At 44.8% G+C, this 14,703-nt stretch carries 16 protein-coding genes; 14 read left to right on the forward strand and 2 right to left on the reverse strand.

Annotation, left to right across the window (positions count from 1 at the left end; all coding sequences use genetic code 11):
* Positions 1 to 218: 218 nt before the first annotated feature.
* The 8 genes from ACL02P_RS00510 (at position 219) to ACL02P_RS00545 (ending at position 7,061) form a co-directional block, all read left to right on the forward strand.
* Positions 219 to 3,485, forward strand: coding sequence for a DUF5704 domain-containing protein (locus tag ACL02P_RS00510; protein ID WP_412836601.1), 3,267 nt, complete (start codon positions 219 to 221; stop codon positions 3,483 to 3,485).
* 19 nt (positions 3,486 to 3,504) lie between these two features.
* The gene (locus ACL02P_RS00515; RefSeq protein WP_412836602.1) at positions 3,505 to 3,666 is read left to right on the forward strand and encodes a hypothetical protein; all 162 of its coding nucleotides are present in this window, start codon (positions 3,505 to 3,507) and stop codon (positions 3,664 to 3,666) included.
* Positions 3,667 to 3,750: 84 nt separating this feature from the next.
* On the forward strand, positions 3,751 to 4,041 hold the full coding sequence (locus ACL02P_RS00520; protein WP_412836603.1) for a hypothetical protein: 291 nt from the start codon (positions 3,751 to 3,753) through the stop codon (positions 4,039 to 4,041).
* Positions 4,042 to 4,124: 83 nt separating this feature from the next.
* Positions 4,125 to 4,421 (forward strand): hypothetical protein, encoded by a 297-nt coding sequence (locus ACL02P_RS00525; protein WP_412836604.1) that lies wholly within the window; start codon positions 4,125 to 4,127, stop codon positions 4,419 to 4,421.
* Between the two features lie 214 nt (positions 4,422 to 4,635).
* Positions 4,636 to 5,145 (forward strand): DUF6036 family nucleotidyltransferase, encoded by a 510-nt coding sequence (locus ACL02P_RS00530; protein ID WP_412836605.1) that lies wholly within the window; start codon positions 4,636 to 4,638, stop codon positions 5,143 to 5,145.
* Between the two features lie 24 nt (positions 5,146 to 5,169).
* Positions 5,170 to 5,544, forward strand: coding sequence for a hypothetical protein (locus tag ACL02P_RS00535; RefSeq protein ID WP_412836606.1), 375 nt, complete (start codon positions 5,170 to 5,172; stop codon positions 5,542 to 5,544).
* 275 nt (positions 5,545 to 5,819) lie between these two features.
* Entirely contained in the window at positions 5,820 to 6,020 is a 201-nt protein-coding gene (locus ACL02P_RS00540) for a hypothetical protein (RefSeq protein WP_412836607.1), read from the forward strand.
* A 21-nt stretch (positions 6,021 to 6,041) separates the two neighbouring features.
* Positions 6,042 to 7,061 (forward strand): tyrosine-type recombinase/integrase, encoded by a 1,020-nt coding sequence (locus ACL02P_RS00545; RefSeq protein WP_412836608.1) that lies wholly within the window; start codon positions 6,042 to 6,044, stop codon positions 7,059 to 7,061.
* Between the two features lie 191 nt (positions 7,062 to 7,252).
* Here ACL02P_RS00545 and ACL02P_RS00550 read toward each other — a convergent pair whose 3' ends face one another.
* Positions 7,253 to 7,705 carry a DUF6650 family protein gene (locus ACL02P_RS00550; protein WP_412836609.1) on the reverse strand — a complete coding sequence of 151 codons (453 nt, stop codon included), beginning with the start codon at positions 7,703 to 7,705 and terminating at the stop codon, positions 7,253 to 7,255.
* A gap of 331 nt (positions 7,706 to 8,036) precedes the next feature.
* Here ACL02P_RS00550 and ACL02P_RS00555 point away from each other — a divergent pair, with 331 nt between their 5' ends.
* From ACL02P_RS00555 to ACL02P_RS00565, 3 genes are all read left to right on the forward strand, one after another.
* The gene (locus tag ACL02P_RS00555; RefSeq protein ID WP_412836610.1) at positions 8,037 to 8,771 is read left to right on the forward strand and encodes a hypothetical protein; all 735 of its coding nucleotides are present in this window, start codon (positions 8,037 to 8,039) and stop codon (positions 8,769 to 8,771) included.
* A 123-nt stretch (positions 8,772 to 8,894) separates the two neighbouring features.
* Complete coding sequence (locus ACL02P_RS00560) at positions 8,895 to 9,308, forward strand: hypothetical protein (RefSeq protein WP_412836611.1); 414 nt, start codon at positions 8,895 to 8,897, stop codon at positions 9,306 to 9,308.
* A gap of 229 nt (positions 9,309 to 9,537) precedes the next feature.
* Positions 9,538 to 10,809, forward strand: a complete 1,272-nt coding sequence (locus ACL02P_RS00565) for a hypothetical protein (protein ID WP_412836612.1) — start codon at positions 9,538 to 9,540, stop codon at positions 10,807 to 10,809.
* Positions 10,810 to 10,902: 93 nt separating this feature from the next.
* On the opposite strand, the gene ACL02P_RS00570 is transcribed toward ACL02P_RS00565, so the two are convergent.
* Complete coding sequence (locus ACL02P_RS00570) at positions 10,903 to 12,096, reverse strand: transposase (RefSeq protein WP_412836570.1); 1,194 nt, start codon at positions 12,094 to 12,096, stop codon at positions 10,903 to 10,905.
* A gap of 1 nt (position 12,097) precedes the next feature.
* On the opposite strand from ACL02P_RS00570, the gene ACL02P_RS00575 reads away from it, so the two are divergent.
* From ACL02P_RS00575 to ACL02P_RS00585, 3 genes are all read left to right on the forward strand, one after another.
* Positions 12,098 to 12,652, forward strand: coding sequence for a DUF2326 domain-containing protein (locus tag ACL02P_RS00575; RefSeq protein ID WP_412836613.1), 555 nt, complete (start codon positions 12,098 to 12,100; stop codon positions 12,650 to 12,652).
* Positions 12,636 to 13,142 carry a hypothetical protein gene (locus ACL02P_RS00580; protein ID WP_412836614.1) on the forward strand — a complete coding sequence of 169 codons (507 nt, stop codon included), beginning with the start codon at positions 12,636 to 12,638 and terminating at the stop codon, positions 13,140 to 13,142. The genes ACL02P_RS00575 and ACL02P_RS00580 overlap by 17 nt, the downstream gene beginning before the upstream one ends.
* A gap of 159 nt (positions 13,143 to 13,301) precedes the next feature.
* Positions 13,302 to 14,666, forward strand: a complete 1,365-nt coding sequence (locus ACL02P_RS00585; protein WP_019007868.1) for an ISNCY family transposase — start codon at positions 13,302 to 13,304, stop codon at positions 14,664 to 14,666.
* The last annotated feature ends 37 nt before the right edge of the window (positions 14,667 to 14,703 follow it).

A 14,703-nucleotide genomic window follows, 5' to 3' on the forward strand; every position in this document is an offset into this window, starting at 1 on the left:
TGTCTTCCTGGCCTTTGATTACTCATGCAGATGTCCCGGACGTTCAATTTAGTAAAGGAAAAATAACGTTCAATATTACCAGTACAACCGCCTCATCCGGAATACGTTTTAAAACCATCGGTTGGACAGTACGCCGGGAAAGTTCGCCATCGTGTACGTATGATTCGCAAGGAAAGCACTGTGACCCGACCGGCCCGGGATCGGCGCGGGTCGTAGGGTTGGAACAAACGGGGCAGTACCCGCCAAACCCCGCGCCCGGCACTCCCGTCACCACGTTCTTCGAAGTGCCGGAGGCGAAGGTGTCAAAAGCGTTGACCGATAACGGCCTCGAAGGCATTAAACAGAACGACCAGCTCTATCTCTATGCAATCATGGTCGTTACCCGGAACGGAACTCAGATCGGAGGGCCTTACTATACATTAGATGCGATCAAGAAGGCGCAGCCGTGGGCTCATCCCGACGATCTGGACAATTATTTTGGGATTCCCGTAACCTACGACAGTCCGTCCTTTCCGGTTGATATCGTCTGCAAAACCGAAGCGGGGACGATCATCACGGACCCATCGTGCACGTTCCGGAAGGGCGAGTTTTTAGCTGGAGAAGAGATTGAGCATACGTTCGCCGAAACCTTGGAATCAAACGGAAAATCGTATGAAATCGTCCGATCGTATGTAGTTTCCAAAAATAATCCCGAGAAAAAACAATATATCCGGGAAATCGGGCAAGACAATTTGCTTGACCGGCATATTAGCGTATTCATTAGCGGAGCCGATATTGTCGCCGAGTACAGAGAGTCAACCCCTTCCTTGGTTACTGTAACTTCTCGGATTGAAGCACCGGCAGAGGTTGCCGGGTCGGTTAACGAAGTCGAGGGGGATTTTATCTTTGAGGCGAAATCGCCGAAGTCGTTAAAGTCATATGAAATCACCAGTATTCAGAATGCGGCGCTAACGCAACCGGCCGATAACTCCGGAACGCTTACCGGTACAGCGGCTACCAAAACGCTTCCGATCAAAATCCCGTTTACTTCCGGAAACAGCGTTACGGTAAAAATAACGGTTATGGTGAGAGATGTGGACGGCAATATGAAAGAGTCCACCTCAGAGCACACGGTACGCAAGTCGGGAAGTGACGGTGGGCCGACCCCGGGTGATTCAAAGGAAGCAAGCGTGATGGATCCAGAGGTGTCCGCTGTGATTCAGGCCGATACGCGCGGAGCCGAAAAATTTGATGTTCTTAAGGGCATACCCACATCGGAGAGTCTGTACGTCAACGCTGTGGCGAAGTCGTATTTGTATCGAAATACATTCCAGGAAATGACCGGGACAAAATCTTACCCGATTCAAGTGAGTAAGACGTACATGTTGCGGTGGACGGAACAGGTATCCGGTCCCCCGGATGAGAACGGGAATCCGACGACGAGGACGGTATCCCGTTCGGATACTCAAACGGTTACCAAAAATTACACGGTGCAACGAAAATACAGCTTCTGGCTGATTGATCGTCTTGAGGTTTATAGCATTCAAAAAGCCAACTTCACCAATTATGCTCTTCCTTCGGGTGGGGTCATATTGCAACCGGCTGGTTATACACCGCCGTCCGTTTCCGCAGCACACGACGCTTCGTTGAATGCGCATATAACCGATCCCGTTTATTCAAATGTGAGATTGCCCGGAGAGACCATTTCCGGCGGAAGCAGCCGCCCGTCCGTTCCGAATGAGGATTGGAAGTCGGAAGCGGAGGAGGCCGTAGGAAAAATCAAGGTAAAGAACGATTCACTCGTCTTTAATGGAGGGACCATTATGGACAATCGAGTCGTCGAGGAAAAAGCGCCGACTCCCGGAGCGATTCCGGCTCCGACGACAATCGGGCAGAATGTGCTATACGGATCAGGGTACTTGATTGATTCATCGAAAACGAACAAGGCGAATCAGCCAAGTTCGGGCACCATTTCGTACGCCTTAATCAAAGGAATCGGCGGCGGTGAAAACAAGAGCTTTCCGATAAAAGGCATCAACCCGGTGACCGTGCATACGCCGGTGGTGAACTATGCTTCCGTTTCGGATGATCAGGCGCACAACCAAAAAACAAAACCGACGGCAGGGCGTTCCGCGCTTATTTTGGATCGACCGTTTACGCTGACCGTACCGACAAGCGGACAGCACCGGGAGATCAAGGGCTACGGCAATCGGGATTACGCCAAATATACGCGGGACAAGCAGGTATGGTTCCCGTTTGATGTGTATGCTGCGGACCGTAAAACCTTTATACCAAAGGAAACGTGGACATCGATTCCGGTGGCCCAGACCAAGACGACGTTCTATTTACCGGTATGGGTCGATGAAGGCCAATATGAGGTGCTGTTTCGCACCTTCGCGGAGAACTGCCCTTCCGGATTTACGACGCAGATGAATGCCAATTTGGACCTTTCGCATCATGTGGCTACTCAAGTGGTTCCGGTAGAAGTGATCGGCCGGTTGTATGATTTCCGCATAACGGATATCGCTGATTTTCAATGGGAGACCGTATTCCGAAAGCAAAAAGGCAGTGCGACGCCAACCGGGAACGCCTATTGGGTCGGGATGAAGGACATAGACGGTGCGGCCCGCGGCAATAAGCAGCCGTTCACGCTGCCTGTTCGGCAGGGCAGCCATCCGGAGACCGGGAAGAAGAATGTGGCGGTCAAGACGGGATATCATGTAAAGTTCGAAGTCATGACGAAAGGAAATATGTTTGGCTCGGGTGACGGGATCAGGATTACCCCGACGTTCTATTTTGTAGACCGGCAGGGAAAGAAACGTCAAGAAGTTGACTTGTACTATCACTCTGACACAAAAAAATTTGTCCGGATTGGTTCGAGCGAGGATGTTGAGCGGCGCAATATCACACTGGATACCCGGTTGCGAAATGTAGCCAAGCAGGAGTTAATCGACACAGCCGGCTCACTGTGGGCTTTAAACGGTAGTACCGGAATGAAAGAATCCTTCATCAATCAATATCTGAAAAGCGCTCAAAAGCCAACCTATGTTGGCGGGTACGATATTATGCTGCTGCCTTCACAGCTTCGGACGTTTGTCGGCAACATAAACGTACCATCCGGTGTCAACGCAGCGCGCGCGAATGCTTCGGTACAGCACTGGTTCGGCGAGTACAGTATTCCGGCCGCGGCATATGCCGTACCGAAAGGATTCAATCTGGCTGAGTACGGACGTAAAAACGGGTTGAACGACAAGTCTTCGATTTTCCTGCGGGACGGATATATCATCGTAAATTTCAACCTGGAAACGATTCGTAACAAGGACCTGAACAACCCGCATCTGCAATACATTCATGGCCCGCTCAACAACCAGTGGCAAATGGAAGGGTTCCAGCGCAGCTTTACCGACCCGTATAGCGTGACGTTCCAACTGAAGGATGGCGACGTGGTATTCTATCATGCCAATTTGTCTTCCTATGACGATTACGGAACGGGTGGTACCCATTAACCGACGAGGAGGTGCTGCGATGCAAAGACAGGAATGGGAAGTGACTATCAAGTGGAAGGATGGGACCGAATCCTGGTATGTCTACGAAGGCAAAAAGGAAGATGCACGTCGCGATGCGTATCTCAGTTCACCCCAAGGTGATATACGGAACGTGACTGTAAAGCCGTATCGTCTTGATTAAACCATGATCAGGAAAAACGGTCCAGGTCTAATTCTCATTAGTACAAGGAGGAAACTGATGTTTCGTGAAAAAGGAAGCGTTTGGATGGGACGACGATTAGTCGGGGAAGTTGACGGCTATTATGTGGAGGCACAAGTGTTTGACGAGCCGTCCACTTACGGGATTGCATTTGGGCGAATAAGCCGGTTGGACGTGTATCCGGATCGCTCATCCGGATTTCGAAGTAGAATAGCTTGTTACGAGCGAGGCTGGGACGGCGGCCCGCCGCAAGATCGCCGCATACGCCGGGTAGTTGAGAAGACGGTGGAACACTTTGATCGGAAACAAGTGGACTGGGCGGTTGAAGAAAAACGTTATCGGGAAAGTCGGGAGTGAATCTCTAAAAGAGCGACTTGCCAACCATGGCGCGTCAGAGTTAAGATCGACACCAGCCTAATGATCAGGAAGGAGAGGTTGGTGTGGAAACGTTGTCGGGTTGGCTAATGGCGGTATTTCAAAAGCGTATGGATGTTCTGGATTACCGATTCGCACAGCAGAATCGTCAGACAGAGGAATATAAACGGATTGCGGAACTCCGCGATCAACTTTGTCAGAATTTGTCGAAAGAGCAATTTCAAATTCTGTCCGAGTGGGAAGATTATAAGAACGAACGTACTTCGGCTGAACGGGAGGCGTGGTACCTTTGCGGTCTTTCCGACGGGCTGGGGATGTTCATTAGTATGGAAGAGCTTCCGCCGTTCGCTCGACGAAGTTAGCTTGTATTCTAAATGATCCCGTCTGTCGGCGGGATTTTTTCATATCTACATTCTTTGACATTTTGATCCAACACGTAAAAGAGGTTCCTATGAGGAGCCTCTTTTACTTTTCTGAGAGAAACCGATCCTATTGTGCCATCTTCGCGAAAACGGGCTGTGAAGTCTCTTTTGAAAAAGCGGCCCGCTCCCTTATAATGAAAGGAGAGATGAGGCGTTGCGCAGCGCGGAAATCTTGATGTATTTGGAACAAGTCAATGAACAATTAAAACGACAACAGTTGCACGGCGAAATTTGCTTATTTGGCGGAGCGGTCATGTGCCTGGTATTTCAAAGTCGGGACAGTACTAAGGACGTCGATGCCATTTTTGCGCCGACTCGCGAATTTTATACGATCATCAAAAATGTTGCGGATGAGTATCGCTTGCCGGCCGATTGGTTAAACAATGCGGTAAAAGGATATGTTTCGAGCCGTCACGACGTTCAGCTTTATCGCAAGATGAGCCATTTGGACATTTTCGTCGCTTCGCCGCAATATATGCTGGCCATGAAATGTTTGGCCGCGCGCACGTATGAAAGCAAGGATGTGGACGATATCCGCTTTCTGCTGCGGTATTTGAACATTCTAACGGCTGAACAGGCGCTATCGATTGTGGAACGGTTCTATCCCCATCAACGGGTGCTGCCGAGAACAGCTTATTTGCTGGAAGAATTACTGAATCACTAATTTGGAAAGAAAAGAGGGATGGACATGACAGTCTGGGACATTGCTCGGGAAACAGCAGCAGATATCGATCAATTCGCCATTCATTGCGGTAATTTCCTCGATGCTTTTTATCGGGCTACGCCTGAACAAAGAAAGCGCATGGTGCAGCGGGAGCCGGAAGCTCATCCCGACTTTCCGGACTACATGCTCCCATTCCTGGCGGCCATGACCCACAAACTTTGTAACGATTATCAGCTGGAGTGCCCGGCTTGGGTCCACCGGAAGCAATATACACTGAATGAGCCGCACTTCTGGCTCAATGCAACCGGCAATCTCCGGCGTGTTCTCTTGGAAGAAAGCCCAACGGAGTTTAAAATCCGGAATTTGTTTGTGACGTCGAATACGCTGTCTAGAGCATAAGCGGTTTAGACAAAAAATAAACTTGCTTGCTCCACTAGTAAGCCAATTACAAGTCATACGGAACAGTTGAGCCGTCCCATCGGGGCGGCTTTTCTATGTCCAAAATCGAGGTGGCAGGTGTGGATAGAATTAAGTTTACTTGTTCGAAATGCGGAAAAACGATCCAAATCGACCCTGAGATTTTTGTTCGCATATACCAAGGTCATGATCATTGCTTGTCTTGCCGGAACAAATAAATTAAGAAACGGGAAGTAAACGTTGGGGTGAGGTGCAGAATGAATCAACTTTATGAATGTTTATTAGTAACCGAAGGATATCGTCTTAAAATTTCAGTCTATTCGGATGGTGTATTCTCGGCAGAACGGATGGCGCGGCAACGGGCGGTGCGGCTTCTCAAAGAGAATTACGGGATACGGAGAAACGAAGAGGCTTTTAAAATTGTGGATGTACAAGAAAAGAGTCAGCCGATTCGATAGAAATAGCGGGGAGGGAGCCGGATGAGCAGTAACGTTATTCCCATGTTTCATAGTAAAAGTCCGTTTGCCAAGTCGAAGCGACGCCGAAATGCAATAACGGAAATGAAGTTCGAAAAAGGGACAGAAACCACATTGTCGTGGGATGAGGCGGTTGAACTTTTTATCGCGGCCAAGCGTACGGAAACGGAAGCGGAGCGGACAGTGGAATTTGAACAGGAAAACTTGGACAGCTATCGCAAAATCATGGTAGAGCAAGGAATCGAACCACAGGTGGAGGGATTGACGGTTGATTTCCTTCGAAACCATTTCGTGGCGTATATGGTAGATGTGAAAAATTATGCGTTGAATACGATTAACAATCGAATCAAGACGATCAAGCGATTTTTTGCTTTTTTACACCAGGAAGGGTGGATTCAGCAGAACCCGGCCAACTTGTTAAAAGTTCGAAGCGGACAAAAGCCGATCATCTATTCATTTACGGAAGAACAAGTCGTGAATTTGCTGGCACAACCGGATCTGACGACGTTTACCGGATACCGGGATTATTGCATGCTCTATCTGATGTTGGATACGGGCCTCCGCTTAGGCGAAGTGGTTAGGTTAAATCTCATTCAAGTCGATCTCAAACAAAGCTATTTGATCGGTGTATTGGGCAAAAGCAAACGGCCGCGTGACGTCCCGTTTTGCGATGAAGTGCGCAAAGTATTGCTGAAATATTTGAAAATACGCGGGGAACTGCCGGAGCCTGGTTTATTTGTTACGGTAGACGGCACTCGCTTAAGCGGGAGAACGTTCCAGGAAACGATGAAAAAATATGGGGAGCAGGCAAAGATCCAAGGGGTCAGAGTCAGTCCTCATACGTTGCGTCATTCCTTTGCCAAAATGTATATCCTCAATGGCGGCGATCCTTACAGCTTGCAAGAAATCCTCGGCCATACCACGCAGGACATGGTCAAAGTATACGTGAACCTTTGGAAGCCGGAAAAGAAGCTGCAGCATATGAAGGCATCTCCGATGCGGAATTTGGGACGGAGGAAATAAAATATGCGTATGGGGGTAAAGGGACTTGAGGTATCGTTTTTCGGGTCTATATTTTTCATTCACAACTTTGGATTGGCGGATGGCAAGGTGGATGTGCTGGAGCTGCCGGTGGACAAAGTCTGAAAGACAACGAAAATCTAAAATGTTAAAGTATGAAGGAGAAGAAGTTGAACTCTCCTTCATACTAAATTTCAATACTCCTCGGGAATTGCTTTTTCAAATTTAAGTCTAAAGCGTATTTCTAATTCTTGGATACCTAAGCGTATAGTACTTCTAAAGTTTTTGTAAATTTGTGAGTAGTTGCTGTCCACCCAATCTCCTTGATTATTTTTATAGATAATGTGAGGCCGTTTTTTTGCGTTAAGTTCATCTAAAAATGTGTTGCAAGCATCGGTCATACTTCTCAAAATAGTCTTAGTTGCGTCTGAGAATGCACGGTCACCGAGTAAAACAACGATAAAATTTTTATTTTCTATCGTTGAGGTAGCGCATTGTTCCGGCATTTCCATTTCAATAGGATTTGTAAGAAGTCTCTTTGCCTCCAGAAAATAAAATAACTTTTCAATTCCCTGTCGTTCACTTTCAGTGATTTCCCACGATAAACCTCCAAATGGGGCACTGATTCCTGTAATTTTGATACCCAAAATTGCATCCCTCAAATAAGCAAACCAATATTTACCATTATGGTATCATTGAACACCCTAACAATTCAATAACAGGTTTAATAGTAGCAGTAATACGTAGACCGCAAGTTTTATTACGTTTTGGACACAACTCGGTTTAATCCAATAAATAGGCCCCGAGTACTATTTATGTTGTCGAGTTAAGCAGGGGAAATGGAAAAAATGTAGAAATATATCATAAGGCAAGTATTTGATTTGAAGAGGGAAAATATGAAAAGATGTCGAATGTACATCAAAGTACTTAGAAAGTAAATCCATCGGCTCATTTTTATAGAATAGGTAGGTGATAGCTGTGGCAATGCTTAGTCCAAGCGAGCCGGAAAAACAATTGATTATTGATAAAATTCATAAAATGAATCCTACACCTGAACAGATTGAGAGAGTTTGTCGTGTCGTACTTGAAGAACATCCCAATGATGTTTATCCGAAGCGATCAACTACGTTTCAAGCTCTAAGTGCAATAGTAGATCGATCCGTACAAAAAGGGGTTACTTCAAAGTTAATTGAGGAGTTCGAGGTATCGATCCACCAAAATGGAAATAAAAGCTCAGGGATCCGACCAATCGATACAGATCTAGCCAATCAATTCGGTAAGGTGTTTACTTCGTTACTGCAAGCGCTTGAGCAGATGGATGATGCTGAATTGGAACAATATACTGCAGATATTGACAGTGCAGATATGACTGAGTTCAAAGACAAGCTTGAAAACAAAGCAAAGTTTTCTAAGGATAGGCAAGAACATGCGATGAGAAGTCGAACAGAGATTTCAGTGCTTCAACGCTTGGCAAAAAAATTAGGATATCGCAAATATAATAATCTTAAAAAAAAGGTCATGTTTTTATATTTTCGCATTTGCGATAATTACCCAGTGAGTCAGTATACAGCAGATTTTAGATTTGAGCGTTTACTTGAACATTTATATGCGCAACTGCCGCCTCAAATTCGGGAATACTACGATGAATGCCTTGAGCAGATAACGGGAGTTATTTTCGACACAACATACGATTGTTACATTTTTAATGAATGAAGGTGAAAGATTATTTTTAAGCGAAATATTGAGCAAGAGTTGGCTACATATGATATTGAAGAGAGTAGTTCAGTCAATGGATTGATATTACTTATAATACTAAATTACATGCCGAAATGCTCCATGAACCAATTGGCTTGCGCACTATACCTTGTACGCTTCTCTAAGGTACTCTCCAAGTTTTTAAGCAAGGAAGAAGAAGTTGATTTTCTAAATAAAGTCCCCGAATGGGAGCTTGGAAATTTAGATGCTATGCTGGTACCGTATATTAACCAAAAATACGATATACGTTTTATTAGGGGTATAAAAGAATTGTTTGCAAAAGGTCTTATTCAAATTGAAAATGAATTTGTTCAACTAATTTCCAAGAAAGGAATCTCATCAGGCAGCGAAACCATTATGCGGATTCAACACAAAGCTGATTATGCGAGTCGCTTGGTGATGGGAATGAACATTGAATTACTTAATAAGCAAATATCACGAATAGTAGGAGAAGAACAATGGGGAACTTTCTCTTCATCAACCGTGTCGCAATAAATCCGCCCAGAGGAAAAACAGATGTCACATTCAGAGCGGGATTAAATGTAATTCGTGCAACTTTAATGGAAGAAACCTCTAGAGAAGGACAAGATAGCCAACCGGGAATACGAAATAGTGTTGGAAAAACGACTTTTTGTCATTTGCTAAATTATGGATTGGGGAAAAGCAGCTTTTTAAATCGAGATAAAGCGTTTGGAAAAAAACACTCGAATCACATGATTTATTGATGGAATTTAGGATTAAAGATGAAAAATATACCGTTCAACGAAATCTTGTTAAAGGTGATATTTGTATTTTGTATAAAGATTGGCGCATAAGTGATTTACTAAATGGAATACAGCTCACAGGCGAAAGATATCCAATTGAAAATTATAGAAATTTTTTGGAGGAAACAATTTTTTCTAAAGCAAACATTTTTGAAGGGGAAAGATTTATAACGTTTCGTGACATTATGCAGATTTTATTCAGGGATCAAGTTGGTGGTTTTGAAACTATAGATAAAGCGGGAAATTATTATACTAAAGCTGATGAAAAACGTAAACTGCAACAATTTCTTTCTGGATTAACTACCTCTGAAACCTTAGATGCAAACAAACAAGTAAGTGATGCTGAGGCAGCAGAAAGAGAAGCTAAGAAGGCTTTTGATATCATAAAAAAGTATGTACATCATAAGGTTAATCAAGCTGAAGAATTGATTAGATCGGAAGCAGCAACAATATTAGAGCAAATCAAAGAAAAAAATGATGAAATAGCTGGCCTCAAACAACAATTAGTCCTACTTCAACAAAGAGATGATGAACGAATCACGCAAAAGCAAGAGTTTCTTCAGCAGAAATTAAATCTTTCTAAAGAAGAAAACATAATAAAAATGAGAATTAACAGTTTTCAGGCTACGCTTAATGAAGTTCAAACGGAAAAAGAAAATTTAGAAACGGCTCATCATGCACACCAACTATTAGATCCTTATGAGTATGAGAAATGCCCTGTTTGTTTGGTAACTATTACAAATGACTCGTCCTTTAAATGTCCTCGAAGCGCAGAGGATCAAGAGGGTTCTAATAAGGCTTTGGAGACTATGCAAATTATTTTGTCGAACGAAAGACAAGATTTGGTTCAATCTATTAATGAGTTAAATCATACATTAGAAGAGCTTCAACTTAGAATGTCTGAAATTGACAGCAAAATAGATGAATTGAATTTGGAAATTTCAGAAGATGCAAGTGAAATACTTTCGAAAATCGACCTAATTGAAAAGGAACAAAAAGAACTTAATGAGAAACTAACTGGATTAAGACAAGACTTAGAGTATTTTCGAGATCATGAAGAATACCAAAGGAAACATGGTTTAGCAAAGGATCAACTTACGATTGCAAAATCAAACAGAAACCGAGTTCAACAACAAATGGAAGATAATATTGATAATTTGAAGAAGTACTTTCATGAAGTTGTTTCCTATTTGAGTGTTTTGCATAATTCCGTTTCAGAGAAGAAGCGATAGCATATTCACTGTCGTTAAGGGGTAATTTTCGAAAATGGTATTATATGGATGAAGAAAAGGGCAGACTTGCAGAATTTTAGAACAGCTCGTTTTTTAAGCGGCAGCCCGTTTTGAATGATGAGAAACGGCGAGCGCAGATGCAAGCAGAACAATGGCATTCAAATACTGGTGAGTTGTGACTTTCTGAATGCCCCGGACATGTGCGGCGTCTGCCGTCAAATAGGTTTTCAATCGGGAGTTGCAGCGTTCTACGCTGGTTCGTTCATTGTAAAGTTCCTTCCAACGCTTTGTATCCCGATGAGGGATGCTGTATCGCCGGAGATCATCCTTCGCATTTACTTTGACGACCATTCCATAGTTTGAAGACGAGCAGGCAGCCATGCCAAGCGGACAGTCGACTTTACCCGTGGCATGCGGGCAGCGAAATTTATGCATATCGCCGTCAACTCCCCAGTATGTCATCGCATAACCCATGGAACAGCACGGTGTTCCGTTCGAGGTCATGCCAGCAGGCGGTTCCTTCTCCCCCCGAAGATTAAGGGGAATGATGGCTTGTGCCTTGACGTTGCGGGCGGCCTCATAAACTTTCATTTGGTCGTAGCCCGCATCGAGTATGAAAAATCGTGTGCTCGTCCTGGACGCTGTTTTCTCGATCAGGTCCGGCGCCATTTCTCCATCATTGACATGCGCCGGCGTTACTTCCAAGGCGATCGGCAATTCACTTTTCGTATCGACCGCCAGATGAATTTTGTAACCAAACCATGTGATTTTATTGCCGAAGGAATCAATTTTTGCGCCCCAGTTCGCATTACCCGTTTGCTCGCTTTTGCGTTTGGGCTGCTTTTTCTCGTAAGCGCGGAGAGCGGCGCTGTCTATGGCGACGTTACTGCCTTCTATGATACCTTCCTGCTGACAGCGTGTGACCAAATCCTCAAAAAGCCGTTTTGCCAAGTCCTTTCTCGTCAGTTCTGAGAAAACTCGGCTTAATGTGGATATGGAAGGAGCTTCTCGATCCAGCGGAAGACCACACTGATAACGAAACCGGAGATCCGTATCCAAACGCTTATGCAACCCTGAAAAGGTACTTATTCCTTCAAGCGGCGCAGCCAAGAGTGCTCGTAGAATACCTTGTCTGCAGTATCCCTCAGCGCCTCGGGGTGAACGGCTTCTCAGTTCCTTGGCATACGGTCTCAGATCGAGAGAACTGAAGAAGATCGGCAATCTCTCCTTGGGTTGAATTTTTAAAAGTTCTTCGAAGGAAAACAGACATTCTTGGAGAATATACAAAGTGACTTCCTCCATCCTTGAGGTTTTTGGGTTTAGTCACTTGAAAACTTCTCCAAGTTGGGGTGAAGTCCCTTTTTTATGTCCGAAAATCCTTACGGCTCAAGGCCTCAGATTACTGCAAAACGCTCATTTATATTTTGAGAACCGAATTGGTTCATTTCAACTAAGTGAGAGGGCGAAAAATTTCGAAGTTGAAATTAGATATCTTAATTTGGGTGAGGGCAAAGATACAGGCGCGGCAGCAATTACTTTGGCAGTGATTGCTTATGACCTGGCATTATTAAAATTGGCACTAAAGGTTGATACACCCCATCCCAGATTACTTGTTCATGACTCTCCTAACATAAATGACATTGATCCAGCTGTTTATAACAGGATTTTTACTTATGTGAAAGATACCTTAGAAAAATCATTCACTGATGAAGGTTTGGAACCTGAATTCCAATATATCATTACAACTATCTTGATGCCAGAAGAACTAGCAACCGATCCTTACATTAGATTGGAGCTCAATAATAATGGAGACGAGGGAAAACTCTTTGAATTCACATTTTGAAAACAATCTGGTGAATCAACAACGCTTAATAGATTTCTTGAAACGATCATTCTCTGAAGAAGAAATTTATGCATTGGGGCGCTTGTTAAATTTAGAAAAAGAAGATTATGTTGGTAGGGGGATGACCAAGCAACAGTTATGTAGTGCTTTTGTTGAAATGCTCACTCAACGATCGTTATTCAATAGATTATTTGTATATCTTGAGTCACCTTCATATATTCGCCCAAGGATGTATCAAGAATTTGGTGACTTAGGAATAAAAGAACCTTTGTCTGATCATGGTTTAGAGCAGGCATTACAGGAATTTTATGAAAAAGTTGAAGAAGCCAAACAAAATAAATCTTTTTCGGATTGGCTTGATAATTGGAAGAAATCAATGGTCCTAGTTTTGGGGAAAGACAATACACCAGAAGCATGGGCAAAATTGGTCGCAATTTGTAATGAACTAAAACAACTAGGATATTCACCTTATTTAATTAGTTTCCCCTGAAAAAGTCAGGGTGTTTTGAGCATAATTAAAAGGAATTCAGCACCTCAAAATGGAAATTGTTATTGACGAGATAACAAAGTTCCACACCCCGAGGGAAGAATTCCTTTGCTATAGGAGTTCAACAGAAGCCCTCGGGAATCCTTCCAAGAGGTGAAGAAAATGTTGAAACTTCGAGACGAGCAATTGACCATCTGGGATGCCATTCTCCCGGAATCTGTTAGAAAGTTGCCGGTCGAGCTTGCAATCATAGATCAATTACTGGACGACGACCGTTTTCTTCAACCGTTTACTGAGTTGCACCCGAAAGGCAAGAAAAGCGGCCGTCCTACGCTTGCAATTGAAAAGTACATCCGTCTTATGGTCCTGAAGCATAAATACAATTTGGGCTACGAGTCACTCGTGAAGGAAGTCGGTGACAGCATCACATGGCGAATGTTCTGCCGGTTTGCCATCGACGAACCGATGCCCGACCCGTCTACGCTCATCTATGCCCGCAAACGCTACGGCGACAAGATCGTCGAAGACATCAATGCCGCACTCGTAAAGCAGTGTGAGGAAAAAGCCGTTCTGAAAACCCGCAAATTGCGCACGGATACGACGGTTGTGGAATCCGACATCCATCACCCGACAGACGCTACGCTGTTGCAAGATGGCGTAAAAGTCATCACTCGAACGATTCAGAAAATCCGGAAAGTCGCCTCCCACACTGTTCAAGGCTTTGAAGATCGTACGGCAGAAATCAAGGAAAAGATTCTGTCCATCGCGAAAGTTCTACGTCGCCGCACCCGTGAATCTTGGGAAGAAGTTGACCGGATCACTGGGAGCGTAATCGAAGTAGCCGAGAACGTTGTGAACAAGGCGCAAGCCGTTATCGAGAAACTGCAAGACAAGGGCAAAGCTGCTCTTCGACAAAGTAAAACCAAACTGACCGAGGCGGTCACGCTAACCGGCAAGTTGTTGGAACAAGCCAAACAGGTCGTTTCCGGCAATCGAATCATCGCAGATCGGATCGTCAGTTTCTTTGACCCGGAAGCAAGACCGATTAAGAAAGGTAAGCTGGCCAAAGGAACTGAGTTCGGCTACAAGGTGCGAATCGACGAGACGGAAAGCGGCTTTGTGACCGGCTACGCTGTCTACGAGGGGAACCCCTCGGATGATGAACTGCTCGTTCCCGCTGTACAGGCGCATATCAAGCAATTCGGCAAAGCGCCGCAAGCTGTAGCGACCGACCGCGGTTTCTCAAGCAAGAAGAACGAAACGGCCATTACCGAACTTGGTGTGAAGCGAGCTAGCTTGCCGCGAAAGGGCAAAAAAGGCATTGCCCGATCCGAGTACGAAAACGAATTATGGTTCAAAGACTTGCAGCGTTACCGTGCAGCTGGAGAAGCGAAGATTAGTCTTCTCAAGCGGAAGTACGGTTTGAACCGCAGCAGGTATCGGGGCTTTGTCGGCTCAAAATGCTGGGTCGGCTTCGGGATTCTGACCCACAACCTGCAAAGAGCGGCAAAAATGCTCCAAAACTAACATGGAAACCGATCATTAGGGAAAGTTCCCCCTCACA

The sequence above is a fragment of the Paenibacillus sp. MB22_1 genome (assembly GCF_047200555.1).
Lineage (GTDB): Bacteria > Bacillota > Bacilli > Paenibacillales > Paenibacillaceae > Fontibacillus > Fontibacillus phoenicis.

Bases quoted from the DNA above. Each gene is read 5' to 3' on its own strand.
- ACL02P_RS00565 (WP_412836612.1), top strand. From the start codon at position 9,538: ATGGAATTTAGGATTAAAGATGAAAAATATACCGTTCAACGAAATCTT.
- ACL02P_RS00520 (WP_412836603.1), top strand. From the start codon at position 3,751: ATGGGACGACGATTAGTCGGGGAAGTTGACGGCTATTATGTGGAGGCA.
- ACL02P_RS00540 (WP_412836607.1), top strand. From the start codon at position 5,820: ATGAATCAACTTTATGAATGTTTATTAGTAACCGAAGGATATCGTCTT.
- ACL02P_RS00535 (WP_412836606.1), top strand. From the start codon at position 5,170: ATGACAGTCTGGGACATTGCTCGGGAAACAGCAGCAGATATCGATCAA.
- ACL02P_RS00545 (WP_412836608.1), top strand. From the start codon at position 6,042: ATGAGCAGTAACGTTATTCCCATGTTTCATAGTAAAAGTCCGTTTGCC.
- ACL02P_RS00515 (WP_412836602.1), top strand. From the start codon at position 3,505: ATGCAAAGACAGGAATGGGAAGTGACTATCAAGTGGAAGGATGGGACC.
- ACL02P_RS00560 (WP_412836611.1), top strand. From the start codon at position 8,895: ATGAACCAATTGGCTTGCGCACTATACCTTGTACGCTTCTCTAAGGTA.
- ACL02P_RS00585 (WP_019007868.1), top strand. From the start codon at position 13,302: ATGTTGAAACTTCGAGACGAGCAATTGACCATCTGGGATGCCATTCTC.